18 protein-coding genes and 1 pseudogene are annotated in these 20,946 nt (G+C 76.6%); 14 read left to right on the forward strand and 5 right to left on the reverse strand.

The window, feature by feature from the left end; all coding sequences use genetic code 11:
- Positions 1-40: 40 nt before the first annotated feature.
- On the reverse strand, positions 41-319 hold the full coding sequence (locus tag LO771_RS04620) for a hypothetical protein (RefSeq protein WP_230648278.1): 279 nt from the start codon (positions 317-319) through the stop codon (positions 41-43).
- Positions 320-329: 10 nt separating this feature from the next.
- The gene (locus LO771_RS04625) at positions 330-1,124 is read right to left on the reverse strand and encodes a PspA/IM30 family protein (protein WP_230648279.1); all 795 of its coding nucleotides are present in this window, start codon (positions 1,122-1,124) and stop codon (positions 330-332) included.
- A gap of 181 nt (positions 1,125-1,305) precedes the next feature.
- Between LO771_RS04625 and LO771_RS04630 the strand changes: the two genes are divergently transcribed.
- The 3 genes from LO771_RS04630 to LO771_RS04640 all read left to right on the forward strand — a co-directional run bounded on the left by LO771_RS04630 (position 1,306) and on the right by LO771_RS04640 (position 3,980).
- The gene (locus tag LO771_RS04630; protein ID WP_230648280.1) at positions 1,306-1,902 is read left to right on the forward strand and encodes a DUF3043 domain-containing protein; all 597 of its coding nucleotides are present in this window, start codon (positions 1,306-1,308) and stop codon (positions 1,900-1,902) included.
- 116 nt (positions 1,903-2,018) lie between these two features.
- Positions 2,019-2,873, forward strand: coding sequence for a bifunctional 2-polyprenyl-6-hydroxyphenol methylase/3-demethylubiquinol 3-O-methyltransferase UbiG (locus LO771_RS04635; RefSeq protein WP_230648378.1), 855 nt, complete (start codon positions 2,019-2,021; stop codon positions 2,871-2,873).
- A gap of 102 nt (positions 2,874-2,975) precedes the next feature.
- Positions 2,976-3,980: an aldo/keto reductase family protein gene (locus tag LO771_RS04640; protein ID WP_230648281.1), complete on the forward strand. Its 1,005-nt coding sequence runs from the start codon at positions 2,976-2,978 to the stop codon at positions 3,978-3,980.
- A gap of 122 nt (positions 3,981-4,102) precedes the next feature.
- On the opposite strand, the gene LO771_RS04645 is transcribed toward LO771_RS04640, so the two are convergent.
- Positions 4,103-4,303 carry a hypothetical protein gene (locus LO771_RS04645; protein WP_230648282.1) on the reverse strand — a complete coding sequence of 67 codons (201 nt, stop codon included), beginning with the start codon at positions 4,301-4,303 and terminating at the stop codon, positions 4,103-4,105.
- A gap of 26 nt (positions 4,304-4,329) precedes the next feature.
- Here LO771_RS04645 and cobU point away from each other — a divergent pair.
- The 7 genes and pseudogenes from cobU to LO771_RS04680 form a co-directional block, all read left to right on the forward strand.
- Positions 4,330-4,977, forward strand: a pseudogene (gene cobU, locus LO771_RS04650) (bifunctional adenosylcobinamide kinase/adenosylcobinamide-phosphate guanylyltransferase); the annotation flags it as partial.
- Between the two features lie 19 nt (positions 4,978-4,996).
- Entirely contained in the window at positions 4,997-6,097 is a 1,101-nt protein-coding gene (gene cobT / locus LO771_RS04655) for a nicotinate-nucleotide--dimethylbenzimidazole phosphoribosyltransferase (RefSeq protein WP_230648380.1), read from the forward strand.
- Positions 6,094-6,912: an adenosylcobinamide-GDP ribazoletransferase gene (locus LO771_RS04660; protein WP_230648283.1), complete on the forward strand. Its 819-nt coding sequence runs from the start codon at positions 6,094-6,096 to the stop codon at positions 6,910-6,912. Before cobT ends, LO771_RS04660 begins: the two co-directional genes overlap by 4 nt.
- 377 nt (positions 6,913-7,289) lie before the next feature.
- The gene (locus LO771_RS04665; RefSeq protein WP_230648284.1) at positions 7,290-8,798 is read left to right on the forward strand and encodes a leucyl aminopeptidase; all 1,509 of its coding nucleotides are present in this window, start codon (positions 7,290-7,292) and stop codon (positions 8,796-8,798) included.
- A gap of 290 nt (positions 8,799-9,088) precedes the next feature.
- Positions 9,089-10,477, forward strand: a complete 1,389-nt coding sequence (lpdA, locus tag LO771_RS04670) for a dihydrolipoyl dehydrogenase (RefSeq protein ID WP_230648285.1) — start codon at positions 9,089-9,091, stop codon at positions 10,475-10,477.
- A gap of 56 nt (positions 10,478-10,533) precedes the next feature.
- Positions 10,534-12,351, forward strand: coding sequence for a 2-oxoglutarate dehydrogenase, E2 component, dihydrolipoamide succinyltransferase (gene sucB, locus LO771_RS04675; RefSeq protein WP_230648286.1), 1,818 nt, complete (start codon positions 10,534-10,536; stop codon positions 12,349-12,351).
- Between the two features lie 124 nt (positions 12,352-12,475).
- Entirely contained in the window at positions 12,476-12,991 is a 516-nt protein-coding gene (locus LO771_RS04680) for a DUF4240 domain-containing protein (RefSeq protein WP_230648382.1), read from the forward strand.
- 132 nt (positions 12,992-13,123) lie between these two features.
- On the opposite strand, the gene LO771_RS04685 is transcribed toward LO771_RS04680, so the two are convergent.
- A complete protein-coding gene (locus tag LO771_RS04685; RefSeq protein WP_230648383.1) occupies positions 13,124-13,642 on the reverse strand; it encodes a GNAT family N-acetyltransferase in 519 nt (172 codons plus the stop codon).
- A gap of 206 nt (positions 13,643-13,848) precedes the next feature.
- Here LO771_RS04685 and LO771_RS04690 point away from each other — a divergent pair, with 206 nt between their 5' ends.
- On the forward strand, positions 13,849-14,736 hold the full coding sequence (locus LO771_RS04690) for a TIGR01777 family oxidoreductase (protein WP_230648287.1): 888 nt from the start codon (positions 13,849-13,851) through the stop codon (positions 14,734-14,736).
- 321 nt (positions 14,737-15,057) lie between these two features.
- On the forward strand, positions 15,058-16,374 hold the full coding sequence (locus tag LO771_RS04695) for an NAD(P)/FAD-dependent oxidoreductase (RefSeq protein WP_230648288.1): 1,317 nt from the start codon (positions 15,058-15,060) through the stop codon (positions 16,372-16,374).
- Positions 16,375-16,515: 141 nt separating this feature from the next.
- On the opposite strand, the gene LO771_RS04700 is transcribed toward LO771_RS04695, so the two are convergent.
- Positions 16,516-18,183 carry a regulator gene (locus LO771_RS04700; RefSeq protein WP_230648289.1) on the reverse strand — a complete coding sequence of 556 codons (1,668 nt, stop codon included), beginning with the start codon at positions 18,181-18,183 and terminating at the stop codon, positions 16,516-16,518.
- Between the two features lie 318 nt (positions 18,184-18,501).
- On the opposite strand from LO771_RS04700, the gene LO771_RS04705 reads away from it, so the two are divergent.
- Positions 18,502-19,293, forward strand: a complete 792-nt coding sequence (locus tag LO771_RS04705; RefSeq protein WP_230648290.1) for a 3-hydroxybutyrate dehydrogenase — start codon at positions 18,502-18,504, stop codon at positions 19,291-19,293.
- A gap of 162 nt (positions 19,294-19,455) precedes the next feature.
- Complete coding sequence (locus LO771_RS04710; RefSeq protein ID WP_230648291.1) at positions 19,456-20,856, forward strand: MFS transporter; 1,401 nt, start codon at positions 19,456-19,458, stop codon at positions 20,854-20,856.
- Positions 20,857-20,946 lie beyond the last annotated feature (90 nt).

Here is a 20,946-nt window from a genome sequence, read left to right on the forward strand (position 1 = left end):
TCCCGCGTCGTGTGGTGCCCGGCCGTGCCGGGGCCGGGGCTCAGCCCGGGATCAGGCCCCCGTCGCGCAGCAGCCTGCCGACCTCCTCCGCCGTGGCGTCCTCGTTCGGCAGGATCAGCTCGGACGGCTCCAGCGCCTCCGCGGGCAGCGGCGAGCCGCTCTCCCGCACCGCCGCCAGCAGGCTGCGCAGCACGCTGCGGAAGGCCTCCTCGTCGCCCCGCTCCAGCGCCTCCGAGAGCCGCACGTCCAGCGCGTTCAACCGGTCCAGGTGGCTCTCGGCCACCTCCAGCTGGCCCTCCCCCATGATCCGCACGATCATGACGGCGCCCTCACTTCTCGAAGCGGGTCGGGGTGTCCTGGGGGGCCGACTGCGGGTGCTGGCCGGCCTGGCCCTGCTCCAGGGCCTGCGGCGCCTGGCCGCCGGACAGCTCCGCCTTCATGCGGGCCAGCTCCAGCTCCACGTCGGCGCCGCCGCCGATCCGCTCCAGCTCGGCCTCGATGTCGTCCTTGCGCATCCCGCTCGGGTCGTCGAGGGCGCCGGACGCCAGGAGCTCGTCGATCGCGCCCGCCCGGGCCTGCAGCTGGGCGGTCTTGTCCTCCGCCCGCTGGATGGCCAGGCCGACGTCGCCCATCTCCTCGGAGATGCCGGAGAAGGACTCCGCGATCCGGGTCTGCGCCTGGGCGGCGGTGTACGTCGCCTTGATGGTCTCCTTCTTGGTGCGGAAGGCGTCCACCTTGGCCTGGAGCCGCTGCGAGGCGAGGGTGAGCTTCTCCTCCTCGCCCTGGAGCTGCTGGTACTGCGTCTGCAGGTCGGTGATCTGCTGCGTCAGCGCGCCCTTGCGGGTCAGCGCCTCGCGCGCGAGGTCCTCGCGGCCCAGGGAGAGCGCCTTGCGGCCCTGGTCCTCGTACTTGGCCGACTGCTGCTGCAGCTGCTGGAGCTGGAGTTCGAGGCGCTTGCGGGACGTGGCGACGTCGGCCACCCCGCGGCGCACCTTCTGCAGCAGCTCGAGCTGCTTCTGGTACGAGTAGTCGAGCGTCTCGCGCGGGTCCTCCATGCGGTCCAGGGCCTTGTTCGCCTTGGAGCGGAAGACCATCCCCATCCGCTTCATGATTCCGTCGCCCATGAACCTCGGCGCCCCCTTCTCAGGCCTGCTGTTCTCTGGTTCCCACAGTACGGGCAGGGGGGCGCCTGACGCAGCGCACCTGCCTGCAACAAGCCTGCTACAGCGCGGGCGGAAGGGCATCGTCCGCACGACGGAGAAGGGCACTAGGGGTCGGGGCCCGACACCACGTACTCTTCTCTACGTGTTCCGACGCCGCTCCCAGGATGCCCCCGCCGCTGCCACCGCCCTCGCGGACGAGCAGGCCGCCCAGCCGCGCAACCCGCAGGCGCCCAAGGGCAGGCCCACGCCCAAGCGCAGCGAGGCCCAGGCCAGCCGCCGCACCCGCACCTCCGTGCCCAAGGACCGCAAGGAGGCCGCCCGCGACGCCCGCACCCGGATGCGCGCCGAGCGGGAGAAGCAGCGCCTCGCGCTGCTGAACGGCGACGAGCGGGCGCTGCCCGCCCGCGACAAGGGCCCGGTGCGGCGCTTCGCCCGCGACTTCGTCGACTCCCGCTTCACCGTCGCCGAGTGGTTCCTGCCGTTCGCCGTGGTCATCCTGATCCTGAGCGTGCTGCGCAACCCGGCGCTGCAGTTCGTCTCGCTGCTGATGTGGCTCGTGGTCATCGTCGGCATCGTCCTGGACTCCGTCCGGCACGCGGTCGTGCTGCGCAAGCAGCTCCAGCAGCGCTTCCCGAACGAGAGCCACAAGGGCGTCACCGCCTACGCGCTCATGCGCACCCTCCAGATGCGGCGCCTGCGGCTGCCCAAGCCCCAGGTCAAGCGCGGGGCCAAGCTCTGAGCACCGTGCCCGTCCCCTCCTGGCCGGAGGGGCGGCACCCGCAGCACGCGGGCCGCGCACTCCTCCCCGCCCCGGCCGCCGGCTTCGCCCCCGGCGCCGGGGCGTGGCTGTCGCACCTGGGCGGCCTGCGCAACGTCGTGCGCCAGGAGCTGGTCGCCCGGCAGCTCGCCGAGCAGCTGGCCGGCCACTTCGGCATCGGCCGGGCGGCCGGCGGGCTGCCGGCCGGCGGGCTGCCGGCGGGCGGGCTGCCTGCCGGGGGCCACCCCCTCGGCGGCCCGGCGCACGGGCACCCGGACCGGCAGCTGCGGGTGCTGGACGCCGGATGCGGACAGGGCACCCAGACGCTGCGGCTGGCCCGGGCCGGCCACCTGGTGACGGGCCTCGACCCGGACCCCGCCACCCTGGGCGCCGCCCACGCCGCCCTGGCCGCCGAGGGGCCCGAGGTCCGGGGGCGGGTCCGGCTGCTCGCCGGCGACGGCCGCGAGTGCGGCCGCTGGTTCGAGCCCGGCAGCTTCGACGTGGTGCTCTGCCACGGCGTGCTGATGTACCTGCCGGAGCCCGGCCCGATGCTGGCCGCGCTGGCCCGCGTGCTGGCCCCCGGCGGCATGCTGTCGCTGCTGGTCCGCAACGGCGGCGCCCTCGCCATGCGGCCCGGCCTGGCCGGCGACTGGCGGGGCGCCCTCCAGGCCTTCGACGGCGGCGTGCGCTACACCAACCGGCTCGGCCTCGCGACCCGCGCCGACCGGCTGGAGGACCTGGCGGAGGCGCTGGACTCCATGGACGTGCCGCTGCGGGACTGGTACGGCGTGCGGGTCTTCACCGACACCGCGCCCGACGACGCCCCGCTGCCCGCGGACGGGCGGCAGCTCGCGCAGCTGCTGGACGCCGAGGAGCGGGCCGGCCGGGAGGACCCCTACCGGGGCGTCGCGGCGCTGCTGCACGTCGTGGGGGCCCGGCGCCCGGCGGTGTGACCGGCGGTCCGGGGCGGCCACCGGGCCGGGGTGGCCGCCGGGCGGGCCCGTCCGGCCGCCCGGGGTGATCACCGGGCCGGTCCGCGGGGTACGGTCCCGTGCATGGAGTTCCGTCACCTCGGCCGCAGCGGCCTCGTCGTCAGCGAGATCGCCTACGGCAACTGGCTCACCCACGGATCCCAGGTCGAGGAGGAGGCCGCGCTCGCCTGCGTGCGCGCCGCCCTCGACGTCGGGATCACCACCTTCGACACCGCGGACGTCTACGCCGAGACCCGCGCCGAGGCCGTCCTCGGCCGGGCGCTGAAGGGCGAGCGCCGCGAGGGCCTGGAGGTCCTCACCAAGGTCTTCTGGCCCACCGGCCCCGGCCGCAACGACCGCGGCCTGGGACGCAAGCACATCATGGAGTCGATCGACGGCTCGCTGCGCCGCCTGCAGACCGACTACGTCGACCTGTACCAGGCGCACCGGTACGACCCCTCCACGCCGCTGGAGGAGACCATGGAGGCCTTCGCCGACGTGGTCCGCGCCGGCAAGGCCCTCTACATCGGCGTCTCCGAGTGGACCGCGCAGCAGATCCGCGAGGCCCACGCGCTCGCCCGCGAGCTGCGGATCCCACTGGTCTCCAGCCAGCCGCAGTACTCGATGCTGTGGCGGGTGATCGAGGCCGAGGTCGTGCCCACCTGCGAGGAGCTCGGCATCGGGCAGATCGTCTGGTCGCCGATCGCGCAGGGCGTGCTGACCGGCAAGTACGCGCCCGGGGCCCCGCTCCCGGCGGGCAGCCGCGCCACCGACGACAAGGGCGGGGCGAACTTCGTCTCCCGCTGGCTGCGCGACGACGTGCTGGAGCGGGTGCAGCGGCTGCGGCCGCTCGCCGACCAGGCGGGGCTCTCCCCCGCCCAGCTGGCGGTCGCCTGGGTGCTGCAGAACGCCAACGTCTCCGCCGCGATCATCGGCGCCTCCCGGCCCGAGCAGGTCGGCGAGAACGCCAAGGCGGCGGGCGTGCGGCTGGAGGCGGACCTGCTCCGCGCCGTCGACGAGGTCCTCGACCCGGTGGTCGAGCGCGACCCGGCCCGCACCGCGGAGACGGCCCCCAAGGGCCGCCCGTAACGGCGGCGCGGCGGGGGGCGGGGCCCGCGGGCCCCGCCCCCCGCCGCATTCGGCTCGACGCCCGTGCGGGCCCAGCCCTCGTGGAGACTCAGCCCTCGTGCGGGCCCAGCCCTCGTGCAGGCTCAGCCCTCGTGCAGGCTCATGGTGTAGACGGCGGAGCCGTCGTCGAGCAGCGCCACCTTGTCCACGCCGTCCTCCAGGAGCTCCTTCCAGGACTCGCCGATCCACGACTCCGCGTCGCCCTGGGTCGGGAACTCCTCCTGCGGCCCGGCCGGGGCCACCACGGAGCCGTCGGCCTTCTCGTACCGCCACGTCCACGCCATGCCCGGCTCCTCCCGTGCCCGCGCGGCCGTCCGCCGCGCGCCCTGGACGCAGGGTAGCCGAGCGGTGGCCCCCGATCACCCACCCCGGCACGGCCGCACGGCGGGCCGCCGGACAGGATGGCCCCATGACGCGCACCCTCCTCCTCGGCGGCGCCCGGTCGGGCAAGTCCACCCGGGCCGAGCAGCTGCTCGCCGACCGCGACGACGTGCTGTACGTGGCCACCGGCGGGACCCGGGACGGCGACCCCGAGTGGGCGCGGCGCGTCGCGCTGCACCGCGGGCGGCGCCCGGCGGGCTGGCGCACGGCGGAGACCTGCGACCTGGAGCCGCTGCTGCGCGACACCGCCGACCCGGCGCCGCTGCTGGTCGACTGCCTGGGGCTGTGGCTGACCCACGTGATGGACGCCTGCGGCGCCTGGGACGACGCGGTGTGGGAGGACGGCGGCGAGGCCGCGGTGCAGGCGCGGGCGGCGTCGCTCGCCGCGGCGTGGCGGGAGGCGCGGCGGACGGTGGTGGCGGTGAGCAACGAGGTCGGCATGGGCGTGGTCCCGGCGACCGCGTCCGGGCGGCGGTTCCGCGACGAGCTGGGGCGGCTGAACATGGCGGTCGCGGAGGCCTCGGAGACGGTGCTGCTGGTGGTCGCCGGGCAGGTGCTGCCGATCCGGCAGGCGTGACGGGTACTCTCCCCTGTTGATGGACAGCACTGTGGACCTCGACGCGTTCTCCTCCCGGGTGGAGCGGCCCGACGACACCGCACGGCAGGAGGCCGGGGAGCGGTGGGCGGCGACCGGACTGCCGCGCGGCGGCCTGGGGCAGCTCCAGGAGCTGTCCGGCTGGCTGGCCGGCGTCCAGGGGCGCTGCCCGGTGCGGCCGGTGGAGCAGCCCGCGGTGGTGCTGTTCGCGGGCGACCACGGGATCGCCCGGCTCGGCGTCTCCGCGCTCCCGCAGGACGCCACCGCGCGCCGGGTGCGGGCCGTGCTGGACGGCGCGGCACCGGTGAACGTGCTGGCGCGGCGGTTCGGGGCCCGGGTGCGGGTCGTCGACATGGCGGTGGACGCCGACGAGGACGCCTTCCCGGCGGAGGTCGTGCGGCACCGGGTGCGGCGCGGCTCGGGCCGGATCGACGTCGAGGACGCGCTGACCGCCGCCGAGGCCGAGCAGGCGTTCCGGGCCGGGATGGCGGTCGCCGACGAGGAGGCCGACTCGGGCACGGACCTGGTGGTGCTGGGCGACCTCGGGGTCGGCTCGACCACGGTGGCCGCGGTGCTGGTCGGCGCGCTCTGCGGGACGGACGCGGCGGCCGTGACCGGGCGCGGCTCCGGCATCGACGACCGCGTGTGGATGGTGAAGTGCGCGGCCGTCAGGGACTCGCTGCGGCGGGCCCGGCCGGTCCTCGGAGACCAGCTGGCGCTGCTGGCGGCGACCGGCGGCGCGGACTTCGCGGCGGTCACCGGCTTCCTGCTGCAGAGCGCGGTGCGGCGCACCCCGGTGCTGCTGGACGGCGTGGTGTCGGCGGCCTGCGCGCTGGTGGCGCAGCGGGTCGCCTTCCGGGCGCCCGAGTGGTGGCGGGCCGGGCAGGCGACGGGCGAGCCGGCGCTGGCCAAGGCGTACGACCGGCTGACGCTGGAGCCGCTGCAGGACCAGGGGATCACCGTGGGCGAGGGCACGGGCGCGCTGATGGCGCTGCCGCTGGTGCAGGCCGCCGCGGCGGCGCTCGCCGAGCTGCCCGTGGCGGACGTGCCGGCGGCGGACCGCCCGGCCGACGGCCCGGGGTGGGCCGAGTCCGCGACGTGACGGAGCGTCACACCGCGGGCCGGGCCGGCGGCCTGCCGCCGCTGCACGGGCTGCGGTTCGCGTTCGGCACGCTGACGGTGCTGCGGGTGCGGGTGGACCGCTGGGACCGGCCGACGGCCGGGGCGGCGATGCTCTGGGCGCCGCTGGCGGGGCTCGTGGTGGGCGCGGCGGGTGCCGCGTGCGGGGCGGCGGTGGTCCTGCTCGGCGGCGGGCCGCTGCTCGCGGCGGTGGCGGCGGTCGGCACCGGGGCGGCCCTGACCCGGGGGCTGCACCTGGACGGACTGGCCGACGTCGCCGACGGGCTGGGCAGCGGCCGGCCCGCCGAGGACGCCCTGCGCATCATGAAGCAGTCGGACATCGGCCCCTTCGGCGTGCTGGTGCTGGTCCTGGTGCTGCTCGGTCAGGCCGCCGCGCTGGCGGGCGCGTACGGGGGCGGCGCACGGCGGGGCGCCCTGGCGGCGGTGACGGCGGCGGTGGCGGCGCGGTGCGCGCTCGCCTGGGGCTGCCTGCGGCCGGTGCCGGCGGCGCGGCCGGGCGGCCTGGGCGCGGCGGTGGCGGGCACGGTGGCCCCCGGCGCGGCGGCGGCGGTGACGGCCGGGTGGGCGGTCCTGGCGGGCGCGGCCGCGGCCGCGGACGGCTGGGCCGCGCTGTGCCCCCCGGCGGCGCTCGCGGCGGGGGTGGGCTGCGCGGGGCTGCTGCTGCGACGGTGCGTGCGGCGGCTGGGCGGGGTCACCGGGGACGTGCTGGGCGCGATGGCGGAGACGGCGGCGACCGGGACGCTGGTGGCGCTGGCGCTGCTGCCCGCGGCCGGCTGAGCCGCTGCGGCGCGGCGGGCCGGGGGTGCCGGAGAACGGAGGTGCCGGGGCCCGGGGGCGGCGGACGGGACGGCTGCGGACGGCGGCTGAGGGGCGGTCCGGGATCCGGGGCGGCCGGCGGACGGGACGTCTGGCGGTCGGCCGCCGGTGGCGAGTACCCGCCGTGATCATCGGCCTCCGGACCCCCTCCCCCGCCGCGGCCGTCCACGATGCGGACTACCATGCGTGAGGAACCGGCACCCCGGGAACCCCTGGTGAATCCCCCTCCGGACCCCTCTCGCGGAGGAGACCCCCACACGGCCGGACCCGGCGGCGGACGAAGAGCCCCGCCCGGACCCGTCCGGCTCCGGCCCGCATCAAGAACAGGACCCACATACGTGACTGCATTGTCTGTGAGCACCTCCTCCGCGGCCTCGCTGCGCGTGGACGCCGTCGTCGTCGGCATCGCCAAGGGTGACAAGGGCCCCGTCCTGGCGCCGGGCGCCGAGTCGGTGGCCGAGGCCTTCGGCGGCCGCCTGGCCGAGGTCCTGGCCACCCTGGGCGCCACCGGTGCCGAGGGCGAGGCGGTCAAGGTCCCCGCCCCCGCCGGGCTGAAGGCCGGCGTGGTGCTCGCGGTCGGCCTCGGCGACGCCGCCGAGGACGGCGCGTACGGCCCCGAGGCGCTGCGCCGCGCCGCCGGCGTCGCCGCCCGCACCCTGGCCGGCACCGGCAAGGCCGCGCTGGCGCTCCCCGCCGTCGGCCCCGCCGAGGTCGAGGCCGCGGCGCTGGGCGGCCTGCTCGGCGCGTACGCCTTCACCGCGTACCGCACCGACGGCCGGAACGGCAAGGCGCCGGTCGGCGAGCTGGTCGTGCTGGCCGGCCGCAAGGGCCAGAAGGACGCCAAGGCCGCCGTCGAGCGCGCCACCGTGCTGGCCGGCGAGATGAACCGCGCCCGCGACCTGGTCAACACCCCGTCGAACGACCTGCACCCGAAGTCCTTCGCCGCCGCCGCCCAGGCCGCCGGCAAGGAGTACGGCCTCAAGGTCGAGGTGCTGGACGAGAAGGCCCTGGCCAAGGGCTCCTACGGCGGCATCCTCGGCGTCGGCCAGGGCTCCGCCAACCCGCCGCGCCTGGTGAAGGTCGCCTACACCCACCCGAAGGCGAAGACCACCCTGGCCTTCGTGGGCAAGGGCATCACCTACGACTCGGGCGGCATCTCGCTCAAGCCGGCCGGCCACAACGAGACCATGAAGTGCGACATGTCCGGCGCCGCCGCCGTGCTCGCCGCCGTGGTCGCCGCCTCCCGGCTCGGCCTGGCCGTCAACGTCACCGGCTGGCTGGCGCTGGCCGAGAACATGCCGTCCGGCTCCGCCACCCGCCCCGGCGACGTGCTGCGGATGTACGGCGGCAGGACGGTGGAGGTGCTCAACACCGACGCCGAGGGCCGCCTGGTGCTGGCCGACGCGATCGTGCGCGCCGGTGAGGAGGGGCCGGACGCCATCGTGGACGTGGCCACCCTCACCGGCGCGATGGTGCTGGCGCTGGGCACCCGCACCTTCGGTGTCATGTCCGACCGCGACGCCTTCCGGGACCGCGTCGTGGACGCCGCGGGCCGCGCCGGCGAGCAGGCGTGGCCGATGCCGCTGCCGGCCGAGCTGCGCAAGGGCATGGACTCCGCGGTCGCCGACATCGCCAACATGGGCGAGCGGATGGGCGGCGGCCTGGTGGCCGGCCTGTTCCTGAAGGAGTTCGTGGCCGAGGGCATCGCCTGGGCGCACCTGGACATCGCGGGCCCGGCCTTCCACGAGGGCCAGCCCTACGGCTACACCCCCAAGGGCGGCACCGGCTCGGCCGTGCGCACCCTGGTGCAGCTCGCGGAGGACGCCGCGGCGGGCGCCCTGCTGTAACCCGAAGGTGGCGCGTCCGGGGCCCGGAAGGATGTCCTTCCGGGCCCCGATGCGTGCACGGAACGGCTCACGCGGATGCCCGCACCGCTGTGAGCTGCGGCGATACCCTCGCACAGGGGGCGGACGGGCCGCCCCGCACCACCGCCGGGGCGCCCGCGGGGCGACCCCGGCCATCGACACCCGCCGACAAGTGCGAAGATGTATTTCCGGCACGACTGGGCTCCCCACAAGGGAGCACCCACCCGGTCCGGACCGGCCGGGCACAAGCACCCATGCATGGAGGACGTGACGTGGCGAACGACGCCAGCACCGTTTTCGACGTAGTGATCCTCGGAGGCGGAAGCGGCGGTTACGCCGCGGCGCTGCGCGCGGCCCAGCTGGGGCTCCAGGTCGCGCTCATCGAGAAGGGCGAGCTGGGCGGCACCTGCCTGCACCGCGGCTGCATCCCCACCAAGGCCCTGCTGCACGCCGCCGAGGTGGCCGACGAGACCCGTGAGGCCGCGCAGTTCGGCGTGAAGGCCACCTTCGAGGGCATCGACCTCCCGGGTGTGCACAAGTACAAGGACGACGTGGTCGCGGGCCTGTACAAGGGCCTCCAGGGCCTGGTGGCCTCCCGCAAGATCACCTACGTGACCGGCGAGGGCCGCCTGTCCTCCCCCACCTCGGTGGACGTGAACGGGCAGCGCTACGAGGGCCGCCACATCGTGCTGGCGACCGGCTCCGTGCCGAAGTCGCTGCCGGGCCTCACCATCGACGGCGACCGCGTGATCTCCTCGGACCACGCCCTGAAGCTCGACACCATCCCGAAGTCCGCGGTGATCCTGGGCGGCGGCGTCATCGGCGTCGAGTTCGCCTCGGTGTGGAAGTCCTTCGGCGTGGACGTGACCATCGTCGAGGCCCTGCCGCACCTGGTGCCGCTGGAGGACGAGGGCAGCTCCAAGCTGCTGGAGCGCGCCTTCCGCAAGCGCGGCATCAAGTTCGAGCTGAAGGCCCGCTTCTCGGGCGTGGAGTACACCGGGTCCGGTGTCCGCGTCTCGACCGAGAACGGCAAGCAGATCGACGCCGACCTCCTGCTCGTCGCCATCGGCCGCGGCCCGGTCTCGCAGGGCCTGGGCTACGAGGAGGCCGGAGTCGCGATGGACCGCGGCTACGTCCTGGTCGACGAGTACATGCGCACCAACGTGCCGACGATCTCGGCCGTGGGCGACCTCGTCCCGACCCTGCAGCTGGCGCACGTCGGCTTCGCGGAGGGCATCCTCGTCGCCGAGCGCCTGGCGGGCCAGCAGGTCGTGCCGATCGACTACGACGGCGTGCCGCGCGTGACCTACTGCAACCCGGAGGTCGCCTCCGTCGGCATCACCGAGGCCAAGGCCAAGGAGATCTACGGCGCGGAGAAGGTCAAGGTCGCCAAGTTCAACCTGGCCGGCAACGGCAAGAGCAAGATCCTCAAGACCGCCGGCGAGATCAAGCTCGTCCAGGTCGAGGACGGCGCCGTCGTGGGCGTCCACATGGTCGGCGCCCGCATGGGCGAGCAGGTCGGCGAGGCCCAGCTGATCTACAACTGGGAGGCGCTGCCCACCGAGGTCGCGCAGCTCATCCACGCGCACCCGACGCAGTCCGAGGCCCTCGGCGAGGCCCACCTGGCGCTGGCCGGCAAGCCGCTCCACAACCACGACTGAGCCCAGGACACGCCACACCATCCGCACCGCACGACTCTGAAGGAGTTCCTGAAACCATGGCGGTCTCAGTAACGCTGCCCGCGCTCGGCGAGAGCGTGTCCGAGGGCACTGTCACCCGCTGGCTCAAGGCCGAGGGCGACCGGGTGGAGGTCGACGAGCCCCTGCTCGAGGTCTCCACCGACAAGGTCGACACCGAGATCCCGGCGCCCGCCTCCGGCGTGCTGGCCTCGATCAAGGTCGCCGAGGACGAGACGGTGGAGGTCGGCGCCGAGCTGGCCGTCATCGACGACGGCTCCGGCGCCCCCGCGGCCGCCCCCGCCCCGGCCGCCGAGGCCGCCCCGGCGCCGGCCGCCCCCGCCCAGGAGGCCCCCGCGGCCCCCGTCCAGGAGGCCCCGGCTGCTCCGGCCGCCCCGGCGCAGGAGGCCCCCGCCGCCCCGGCCCCGGCCGGCGACGCCCAGGGCACCCCGGTGCTGCTGCCGGCGCTCGGCGAGTCGGTCACCGAGGGCACCGTCACCCGCTGGCTCAAGGCCGAGGGCGACACCGTCGAGGCCGACGAGCCGCTGCTCGAGGTCTCCACGGACAAGGTCGACACCGAGATCCCGGCGCCGACCGGCGGTGTGCTGCTGAAGATCCTGATCGGCGAGGACGAGACCGCCGAGGTCGGCGCCCGACTCGCCCTCATCGGCGCCCCCGGTGCCGCCCCGGCCGCCCCCGCCGCCCCGGCCGCCCCCGCCGCCCCGGCCCCGGCCGCTCCGGCTCCGGCTCCGGCTCCGGCTCCGGTCCAGGAGGCTCCGGCCCCCGCCCCGGCCCCGGTCCAGCAGGCCCCGGCTCCGGCCGCCCCCGCGGCCCCGGCCCCGGCCCCGGCCGCGCCGGCCCCCGCGCCGGTCCAGCAGGCGCCCGCCGCGCCGGCCCCCTCCGCTCCCGCCCCGGCCCCGGCCGCCGGCGAGGGCGAGGGCGCGTACGTCACCCCGCTGGTCCGCAAGCTCGCGGCCGAGCAGGGCGTCGCGCTGGCCGACGTCAAGGGCAGCGGCGTCGGCGGCCGCATCCGCAAGCAGGACGTCCTCGCCGCCGCCGAGGCCGCCCGCGCCGCCCGGGCCGCGCAGGCCCCGGCCCCGGCCGCCGCGAAGCCGGCCGCCCAGGCCGCCCCGTCGCCGCTGCGCGGCCAGACCGTGCCGATGACCCGTGTGCGCAAGGCCATCGCCAAGCACATGGTCCAGTCGCTGCAGGTGTCGGCCCAGCTCACCACCGTGGTCGAGGTCGACGTCACCCGCGTCATGCAGCTGCGGGCGCGGGCGAAGAACGCCTTCCAGCAGCGCGAGGGCGTCAAGCTCTCCCCGCTGCCGTTCTTCGTGAAGGCCGCCGTCGAGGCCCTCAAGGTCCACCCGGTCCTCAACGCCCGGGTCAACGACGACGACACCATCACCTACCACGACGTCGAGAACGTCGGCATCGCGGTGGACACGGAGAAGGGGCTCTTCGTCCCGGTCATCCACGACGCGGGCGACCTCAACATCGCCGGCATCGCCAAGCGGACCGCCGACCTCGCGGCCCGCACCCGCGACGGCGGCCTCAAGCCCGACGAGCTGGCCGGCGGCACCTTCACGGTGACCAACACCGGCTCGCGCGGCGCGCTGTTCGACACGCCGATCCTCAACCAGCCGCAGGTCGGCATGCTGGGCATCGGCGCGACCGTCAAGCGCCCGGTGGTCGTCGAGACCCCCGAGCTCGGCCAGACGATCGCCGTCCGCGACATGGTCTACCTGGCCCTGTCGTACGACCACCGGATCGTGGACGGCGCCGACGCCGCCCGCTACCTCGGCACGGTCAAGGCCCGCCTGGAGGAGGGCGCGTTCGAGGGCGACCTCGGCCTGTAGTCCTCCCTCAGCACGGCGCGGTGCGCCCCCGGTCCGCCTCGGCGGGCCGGGGGCGCACCCGTTCGCAGGAGCGGTCGGCCCGCCGCATGCGGCCGCGCCCCCGGGCGTGGATGCTGGTGGCGTGATGTACGAGACGGAGTTCTGGCAGCTGCTCGACGAGACCCGGAACGCCGCCGACGGCGACCCGGAGGACCAGGCGGACCTGCTGGTGGAGCGGCTGACCGCGCTCGTGCCGGACGACGTGGCGGACTTCGCCCGGCTCTTCGAGGTGCGCTTCCAGCGGGCGTACCGCTGGGACCTGTGGGGTGCCGCCCACCTGCTGCTGGGCGGGGCCTCCGAGGGCGCCTTCGCCTGCTTCCGGTGCTGGCTGATCAGCCGCGGCCGGGAGGTCTTCGAGGGCGCGCTGCACGACCCCGACAACCTCGCCGAACTCCTCCCCCGCTTCGACGAGGAGGAGGACGGCGACGCCGAGGACGTCGGCTACGCGGCCGACGAGGCGTACGAGCGGCTCACCGGCGGGCCGCTGCCCGACCTGGACGTGCCCGAGCCCGACGAGCCGGCCGGGCGGGCGCTGGACTTCGAGGACCACACGGCGATGGCGGAGCGCTTCCCCCGGCTGTGGGACCGCTACGGGAGCTGAGGGTCCGGCGGGGCGCCGCGCGGCGGACGGGCGGCCCGGCATCCCCGGGAGCCGCACTCCCGGCGCGCCCCCCGGCGCGGCATCAGGGCGCGGCACCCCGGCTCGCCCCGGCGCGGCGTCAGGGCGGCGGCCCTACGGCAGCGGGCCCTCCTGCGGCAGCGGCCCCGCGCCGTCGAGGAGGCTGCGGCCCATCAGGACGTCGTCGACGTAGGCGCCGTCCAGCAGGAACTCCCCCGGCTGCACGCCCTCCACGGCGAAGCCGCACCGCTCGTACAGGGCCCGGGCGGGGGCGTTGTGGCCGAGCACCCGCAGCGTGAGGCGGCGCGCCCCCTCGGCGCGGGCCCGGACGCCGGCCGCGTCGACCAGGGCCCGCCCGATGCCGCGCCCCCGCAGGCCGGGGTCGACGGCCAGCCCCTGGATCTGGCGGACGTGGGCGTTGCTGGGAAGCGGTGTCGGCGGGACCACCCGGACGTAGCCGGCGATCCGGCCGTCGAGGACGGCGACCTGGTACTGGTCCGGGCCGTGCCGCTCGTCGAAGAAGGGGGTGCCGGGCTCGCGCGGCGGCATCACGTCGCTCAGCGGGGACCAGCTGCGGCGGTCGAGGTCGGCCAGGGCGGCGTCGTCGGCGGCGGCGGCCGGTCGGACCACCAGCTCGACGGTCTCCGACTCGGCGGTCTCCGGCCCGGCGGCCCGGGTCCGCGGGTCGGCGGGCGGGGCTGTGCGGGGTGCCGGGCCGTGGGCCGCCGGGGCGGCGGTGGCCGGGTCGCGGATCTGGTCGTCGGACGGCATGCGGATCACTGTAGGCCGCCCGGCGCGCGTCCTCACCCCCGCTCGGGTCCGGCTGCCAGGATGAGCCCATGCGCATCGCTGTCACCGGCTCGTCCGGACTCATCGGCTCCGCACTCGTCCGCTCACTGACCGCCGACGGCCACCAGGTGGTGCGGCTGGTCCGGCACGCCCCGAAGGGCCCGGAGGAGGTGCACTGGGACCCGCAGCGGCAGCAGGTCGACTCCGCCGGCCTGGCCGGGGTGGAGGCCGTGGTCCACCTGGCCGGGGCGGGCGTCGGCGACCACCGCTGGACCGACGCCTACAAGCGGGAGATCCGCGACAGCAGGGTACTGGGCACGGCGGCGCTCGCCGAGGCCCTGGCCGGGCTCGCCACCCCGCCGTCGGTGCTGGTCTCCGGCTCCGCGATCGGCTTCTACGGGCAGACCGGCGACCGGGTGGTCGACGAGACGGCCCCGCCGGGCGGCGACTTCCTGGCCCGGGTGTGCCAGGAGTGGGAGGAGGCGGCGCAGCCGGCCGCGGAGGCCGGGATCCGGGTGGTGCACCCGCGCACCGGCCTGGTGGTGGCCTCCGGGGGCGGCGCGTGGGCGCGGATGTTCCCGCTGTTCCGGATGGGGCTGGGCGGCCGGATGGGGTCCGGGGACCAGTACTGGTCGTTCGTCTCGCTGCGGGACGAGGTCGCGGCGCTGCGCTTCCTGGTGGACACCGAGGGGCTGAGCGGGCCGGTGAACCTGACCGCGCCCGAGCCGGTCACCAACCGCGAGGTGACCGCGGCCATGGGCCGGGTGCTGCGGCGGCCGACGCCGTTCCCGGTGCCGGAGGCGGCGCTGCGGGCGGTGCTGGGCGAGTTCGCGGTGGAGGTGGTGGGCAGCCACCGGGTGGTCCCGGCCAAGCTGCTGGAGGCGGGTTTCCGGTTCTCGGACCCGACGATCGACGAGGCGGTGCGGGCGGCGCTCTAGCGGCCCGGGAGGGGGCGGGGCGGCCGGGCGGCGGCCCGGCCCCCGCCGGACGGCGGGGGCCGCCGGGCGGTGTTCCCGGCCGCCGCCCGGCGGGCGGTCGGCGGGGAGGCGGTCCGGGGTCCCCGGACCGGCCCCTCGTGCCCCGGGCGCCCCGTCCGCACCACCCGCCACGGAGCCGCCCCGGTGTCCGCCCCTCCCGGCGAATTCGGCCGGAAGTTCCTGTCTGCCGACCGGCTCGGCGGGGCATCACCCTGGCGGACCGCACCCCGCCGCCCGGCCCCAGGGACGCCGGCGCCGGGAGCGACCAGGGAGGAGCGCCCCGTGCCGGCACACGACCTCGCCCACCGCATCCGCGGCCGCGACGATCCCGACGTGGTGGTCGTGGGGGCCGGCACCGCCGGTCTGGCCGCGGCCCGCCACCTGTGCGCCGCCGGGCTGTCGGTGACGGTCCTGGAGGCCGCGCAGCACGTGGGGGGCCGGATGGCCGGGGAGGAGGTCGACGGCTTCCGGCTGGACCAGGGCCTGCACCTGCTGAACACCTCGCTCCCGGAGCTCTCCCGGTCCCTGGACCCCGGCCGGCTGGAGCTGCGCCCGCTGGCGCCCGGCGTGCTGGTGCACGCGGGCGGCCGCCGGTACCGGGTCGGCGACCCCCGCATCCCCGCCGCGCGGCTCGCGGCGGTCCGGGCGCCCATCGGCAGCCCGCTGGACAAGGCCCGGCTGGGGGCCGCGCTGGGCCGCCTCGCCGCGACCCCCGTCCCGCAGCTGCTGAGGCGGCCCGAGCTGACGACGGCGCAGGCGCTCGCCGCCCGCGGCCTGTCCGCGCGGGTGGTCGACGGCTTCCTGCGGCCGCTGCTGACGGCGCTGCTGAGCGACCCGGAGCTGTCCACCAGCAGCCGCTGCGCCGACCTGGTGCTGCGCGCGTACGCCCGGGGCCGGCTCTGCCTGCCCGCGGGGGGCGCGGCGGCGGTGCCGCGGCAGCTGGCGGAGGGGCTGCCGCCGGGCACCGTGCGGCTGGGCGTGCGGGCGACGGCGGTGTCGGCGGACGGGGTGGAGACCGAGGGGCACGGCCGGGTCCGCGGCCGGTGCACGGTGCTGGCCACCGACGCGGCGTCCGCGGCGCGGCTGCTGCCCGGCCTGCACCTGCCGGGCTTCCACCCGGTGACCACGTACTACCACGTCGCGCCGGAGGCGCCGCTGGCGGAGCCGCTGCTGCTGCTGGACGCGGACCGCGCCAGCCCGGTCTCGCACTCGCTGGTGCTCAGCCGGGTGGACCCCTCGTACGCGCCGCCCGGGCGGTCGCTGGTGGCCACCGCGGTGCTGGGGAGGCGGTCGTTCGACGCGGGCGGCCCGGCCGCGCTGGAGCCGCGGGTGCGGCGGCGGCTGTCGGAGCTGTACGGGACCTCGACGGCGGCGTGGGCGTTCCTGGCGGTCCGCCACGTGGAGCAGGCGGTGCCCGCGATGCCGCCGCCGCACCACTTCGGCCGCCCGGTGCGGGTGATCGGCGGCCTGTACGTCTGCGGCGACCACCGGGACACGAGCTCCGTCCAGGGCGCGCTGGTCTCCGGACGGCGGGCCGCCCGGCAGATCCTCCGCGACCTCGGGGCCCCCGCCCTGGTCCGGGAGGCGGCGGCGGCCTGACCGCCCCCGGCCCGCGACGTGCGGGCGTGCGGCACACCGCCGCCGGGCGCGCCCCCTGCCGTGCGCCCCCGCCGGTGCACTCCTGACCGGTGCACCGCCGGCGGCGCGAGGCGCGGCCCGGCGGGAGGAGGCCGCGCGGGGTCAGACGATCCCGGCGCCGCGCGCGGCCTCCTCGAAGGCCCGCACGACGGGGCTGCCGCGGTACGGGGCGAGCCGGCGGTGGAAGTCCCGCAGGTACTCCACCGCCCGGGCCGAGCGCATCTCCGCCGCGGCGCGCAGCGCCTCGGTGGCCACCGCGCAGGCCTCGTCCACGTCGCCCATGCCGAGCCGGGCGGTGGCGAGCACGCAGCGGGAGAAGACCCGGCTGCGGGCGTACCCCGGCGACCGCAGCCGCAGTGACTTCTCCGCATGCTGGGCGCTGAGCCGCCACTGCTGGAGGTCGCGGTAGCACAGGGCGAACTCGGCGGCGAGCTGCGCCTCGTCGAAGGACCGCGCCCAGGAGGGCTGGTCGTCGCCGGGCCGGGCGGCCTGCAGGGCCCGCTCGGCGCGGACCAGCGCCCCGGTGCAGGAGCGGCTGTCGCCGAGCACGCCGTGGCCGCGGGCCTCGGCGGCGTGCATCAGGGACTGCAGTCCGGCGGGCGCCGTCGTGCCGACGCCCTGCTGGGCGACCCGGGTGAGCTGCACCGCCTCCCGGCCGTGCCCGAGGTGGACGGCCTGGCGGCTCATGGTGACCAGGACGTACCCGCCGTAGACGCGGTCGTTGGCGGCCTGCGAGAGCCGCAGGGCCTGCACGAAGTAGCGCTGGGCGAGGCCGTGGGCGGCGATGTCGAAGGAGGTCCAGCCGGCGAGCCGGGTGAGGTCGGCGACCGCGCCGAACAGCGCCCGTCCGACGGGCTCCCCGTAGCGGCCACGCAGCATCGGCTCGGCCTCGCTCTCCAGGTACCGCACCAGCGCCTGGCGGGCGTGGCCGCCGCCGTAGGCGTGGTCGAGGGCGCGGAAGAGGTCGCCGACGGCCCGGACGGCGGCGATGTCGCCGCGGCCCACCCGCAGCGCGCCGCGGCCCTCCCGCTGGGGGTGCGGCGAGGGGTGCTCGGCGTCCGCCCTGATGCCCGCCCGGCCCGTCGCCGCGCCGGGCCGGCGGCCCTGCAGCGGCACGCGGCCGCCCGGCCCCAGGGGCCGGGCCGGGGGGCGCAGGCCGCCGGCCGGGGCCCGGTGGGGCCGGCCGTCCTGGCCGTCCTGCCCGTCCTGGTCGGACGGGGCCTCGCGGGCGACCCGCTCGTCGGTGCGGCCGATGAGCCAGTCGCGGCTGGGCACCACGAGGCCGGCCGGGGTGAAGGCGATCCGGCGCAGCTCGGAGTGGGGGCCGGTGTCCTTGCGCCACATGCTGGAGACGATGTCGACGGCCTCGGCGGGCGTCTCGGCGAACTCCAGTCCGGCGTAGACGGGGGCGCAGGCGTCCAGGCCGAGGTCCTGGGCGCCCAGCCGTCTGCCCAGCCGGCGGGTGAAGACCTCGGCGATCAGCGCCGGGGTGGCCCCCCGGGGCTGCTGGCCGCGCAGCCAGCGGGTGACCGAGGTCTTGTCGTACCTCAGGTCGAGCCCGTGCTCGAGGCCGAGCTGGTCCACGCGTCTGGCCAGTCCGGCGTGGGAGAACCCCGCCTCCTCGATGAGCGCCGCGAGGCGCTGGTTGTGGGACCGGTCCGCGGCCTGCCGCGGCGGGCCGGTGGTGCCGGTCCGCGGCTCTGCGGCTGCCGGCGGCCGGTCGGCCCGCGGCGCGAAGGCCGGGCGGTCGGTTGCGGGTCGTTGGGGCATGTGCGTCACACCTTCCGAGCGCCGCGACGGCACGTGATCGTCCCCCGGTGCTGTGTGCGGCGCCCCCTGTCGGGAATCGGCGTGAATGTAGCGAGCATCCGGGGCCCGCGACCGGCGACCGGCACTCGGTCCTCCGAACGGGTGACACGTTCAGGCCCGTTGGGACGAAGACGGTGCTGTGGCGGTTTGCACCGTGGTAGCGCGACGGCGACCGCCGGGGCGGCGGAGGGACATGGCTGCGGCCCACACATCCGGGCGGCCTTTCGTGGCGCGCTCCCCCATGTGAGCGGACGCCGCGCGTACCTACCGTTTCCGGCCATGGACACCACTTCAGCCCCGCTGCCCGGCGCCCCCGGCCCGGACTCCTGGGACCTGGCCGGCCGCACCGCCCTGGTCACCGGGGCCGCCTCCGGCATCGGCCGGGCCTGCGCGGTGGCGCTCGCCGCCGCCGGCGCCCGGGTGTACGTCGTCGACGTGGCGGCGGAGGCGGCCGAAGCGGTCGCCGGGGAGACCGGCGGCACCGCCCACGTCGTCGACCTGTCGGACCCGGTGGCGGTCGACTCCCTCCCCGACGACGCGGACATCGTGGTCAACAACGCGGGGCTGCAGCACGTGGCACCGCTGCACGAGTTCCCCCCGGAGCGCTTCACCCTGATCCAGCGGGTGATGGTGGAGGCGCCGTTCCGCATCCTGCGCCGCACGCTGCCCCACATGTACGCGCAGGGGTGGGGACGGGTCGTCAACATCTCCTCCGTGCACGGCCTGCGCGCCAGCGCCTTCAAGTCCGCGTACGTCACCGCCAAGCACGGCCTGGAGGGCCTGTCGAAGACGGTGGCGCTGGAGGGCGCCCCCCACGGCGTGACCAGCAACTGCATCAACCCCGGCTACGTCCGCACCCCCCTGGTGGAGAACCAGGTCGCCGCCCAGGCCGCGGCCCACGGCATCGGCGAGGACGAGGTCGTGGAGCGGATCATGCTGGACCGCACCGCGATCAAGCGGCTGATCGAGCCCGCCGAGGTCGCCGAGGCGGCCCTGTGGCTCTGCTCCCCCCACGCCTCGTACATGACCGGCACCAGCCTCCCCCTGGACGGCGGCTGGACCGCCCGCTGACCCCTCCGGAACCACCTGCACCAACTGCACCACCCGCACCACCTGCACCACCTGCACCACCTGCACCACCTGCACCAGCCGCGAGACGCACCACCCGGTGCGGCCGGCTCCCCCGCCGGCCGCACCCGCCCCGCCCGCCCCCACCCCCAGAGACGGTGACCCATGGCCAGCGCTCCCAGTGCCGCGAACGCGCCCGGCTCCAGACCCGCCCACCTGCCCAAGGTCGTGGCAGCCAGCCTGATCGGCACCACCATCGAGTGGTACGACTACTTCCTCTACGGCACCGCAGCCGCCCTCGTCTTCGGCAAGGTGTTCTTCCCCGAGAGCGACCCGCTGACCGGCACGCTGCTCTCCTTCCTCACCTACGCCATCGGCTTCGCCGCCCGCCCCGTGGGCGCCCTGGTCTTCGGCCACTTCGGCGACCGGATCGGCCGCAAGCGGCTGCTGGTGCTCTCGCTGCTGCTCATGGGCGGCGCGACCACCCTGATCGGCTGCCTGCCGACGTACGCCTCGATCGGCGCGGCGGCGCCGGTCCTGCTGACCGTGCTGCGCCTGGTGCAGGGCTTCGCCCTGGGCGGCGAGTGGGGCGGCGCCGTCCTGCTGGTCTCCGAGCACGGCGACGCGAAGCGGCGCGGCTTCTGGGCGTCCTGGCCGCAGGGCGGCGCCCCGGCCGGCAACCTGCTGGCGGCGGGCGTGCTCTCGCTGCTGACCACCGTGCAGTCCGACTCGGCGTTCCTGTCCTGGGGCTGGCGCGTCCCGTTCCTGCTCTCGGCGGTCCTGGTGGGCGTCGGCCTGTGGATCCGGCTCTCGGTCGACGAGTCGCCGCTCTTCAAGGAGGCCCTGGCCCGCGCCGAGGCCCGCAAGGCGGTCGAGCAGGCCGCGGAGCAGCCCCCGCTGCTCGCGGTGCTGCGCCACCACTGGCGGGACGTGCTGGTCGCCATGGGCGCCCGCATGGCCGAGAACATCTCGTACTACGTGCTGACCACCTTCGTCCTCGCCTACGCCACCACGCACGTGGGCCTGCCGAAGCAGACCGCCCTCAACGCGGTGCTCATCGCCTCCGCGATCCAGTTCGCCCTGATCCCGCTCTTCGGGGCGCTGTCCGACCGGGTCGGCCGCAGGCCGGTCTACCTGGTGGGCGCGGTCGGCGTGGGCGTCTGGGCCTTCGTCTTCTTCACCATGGTCGACACGAAGAGCTTCCTCTCCCTGGTGACGGCGATCACCGTCGGCCTGGTCTTCCACAGCGCCATGTACGCCCCGCAGGCGGCCTTCTTCTCGGAGCTGTTCGCGACCCGGATGCGCTACTCCGGCTCGTCGATCGGCGCCCAGTTCGCCTCGGTGGCGGCGGGCGCGCCCGCGCCGCTGATCGCCACCGCCCTGCTGAAGGGGTACGGCTCGTCCACCCCGATCTCGGTCTACGTGGCGATCGCCTCCGTGATCACGGTGGTGGCGATGCTGGCGGCCCGCGAGACCAAGGACCGCGACCTCGCCGAGGTGGCGCCCTCCGGAGCCGGGCGGGCCGCGTCCGCCGACGACCTCGCCGCCCGCGGCAGCGCCGTCTGACCCCTGCTCCCCCACCCCTCCCGGGGCCGGCGCGGCGCACCCTCCCGCCCGCCGGCCCCGCCGCACGTCCCGGGCGGCCCGGTCCCGCCC

The organism is Streptacidiphilus sp. ASG 303, from assembly GCF_020991365.1.
Classification (GTDB): domain Bacteria; phylum Actinomycetota; class Actinomycetes; order Streptomycetales; family Streptomycetaceae; genus Peterkaempfera.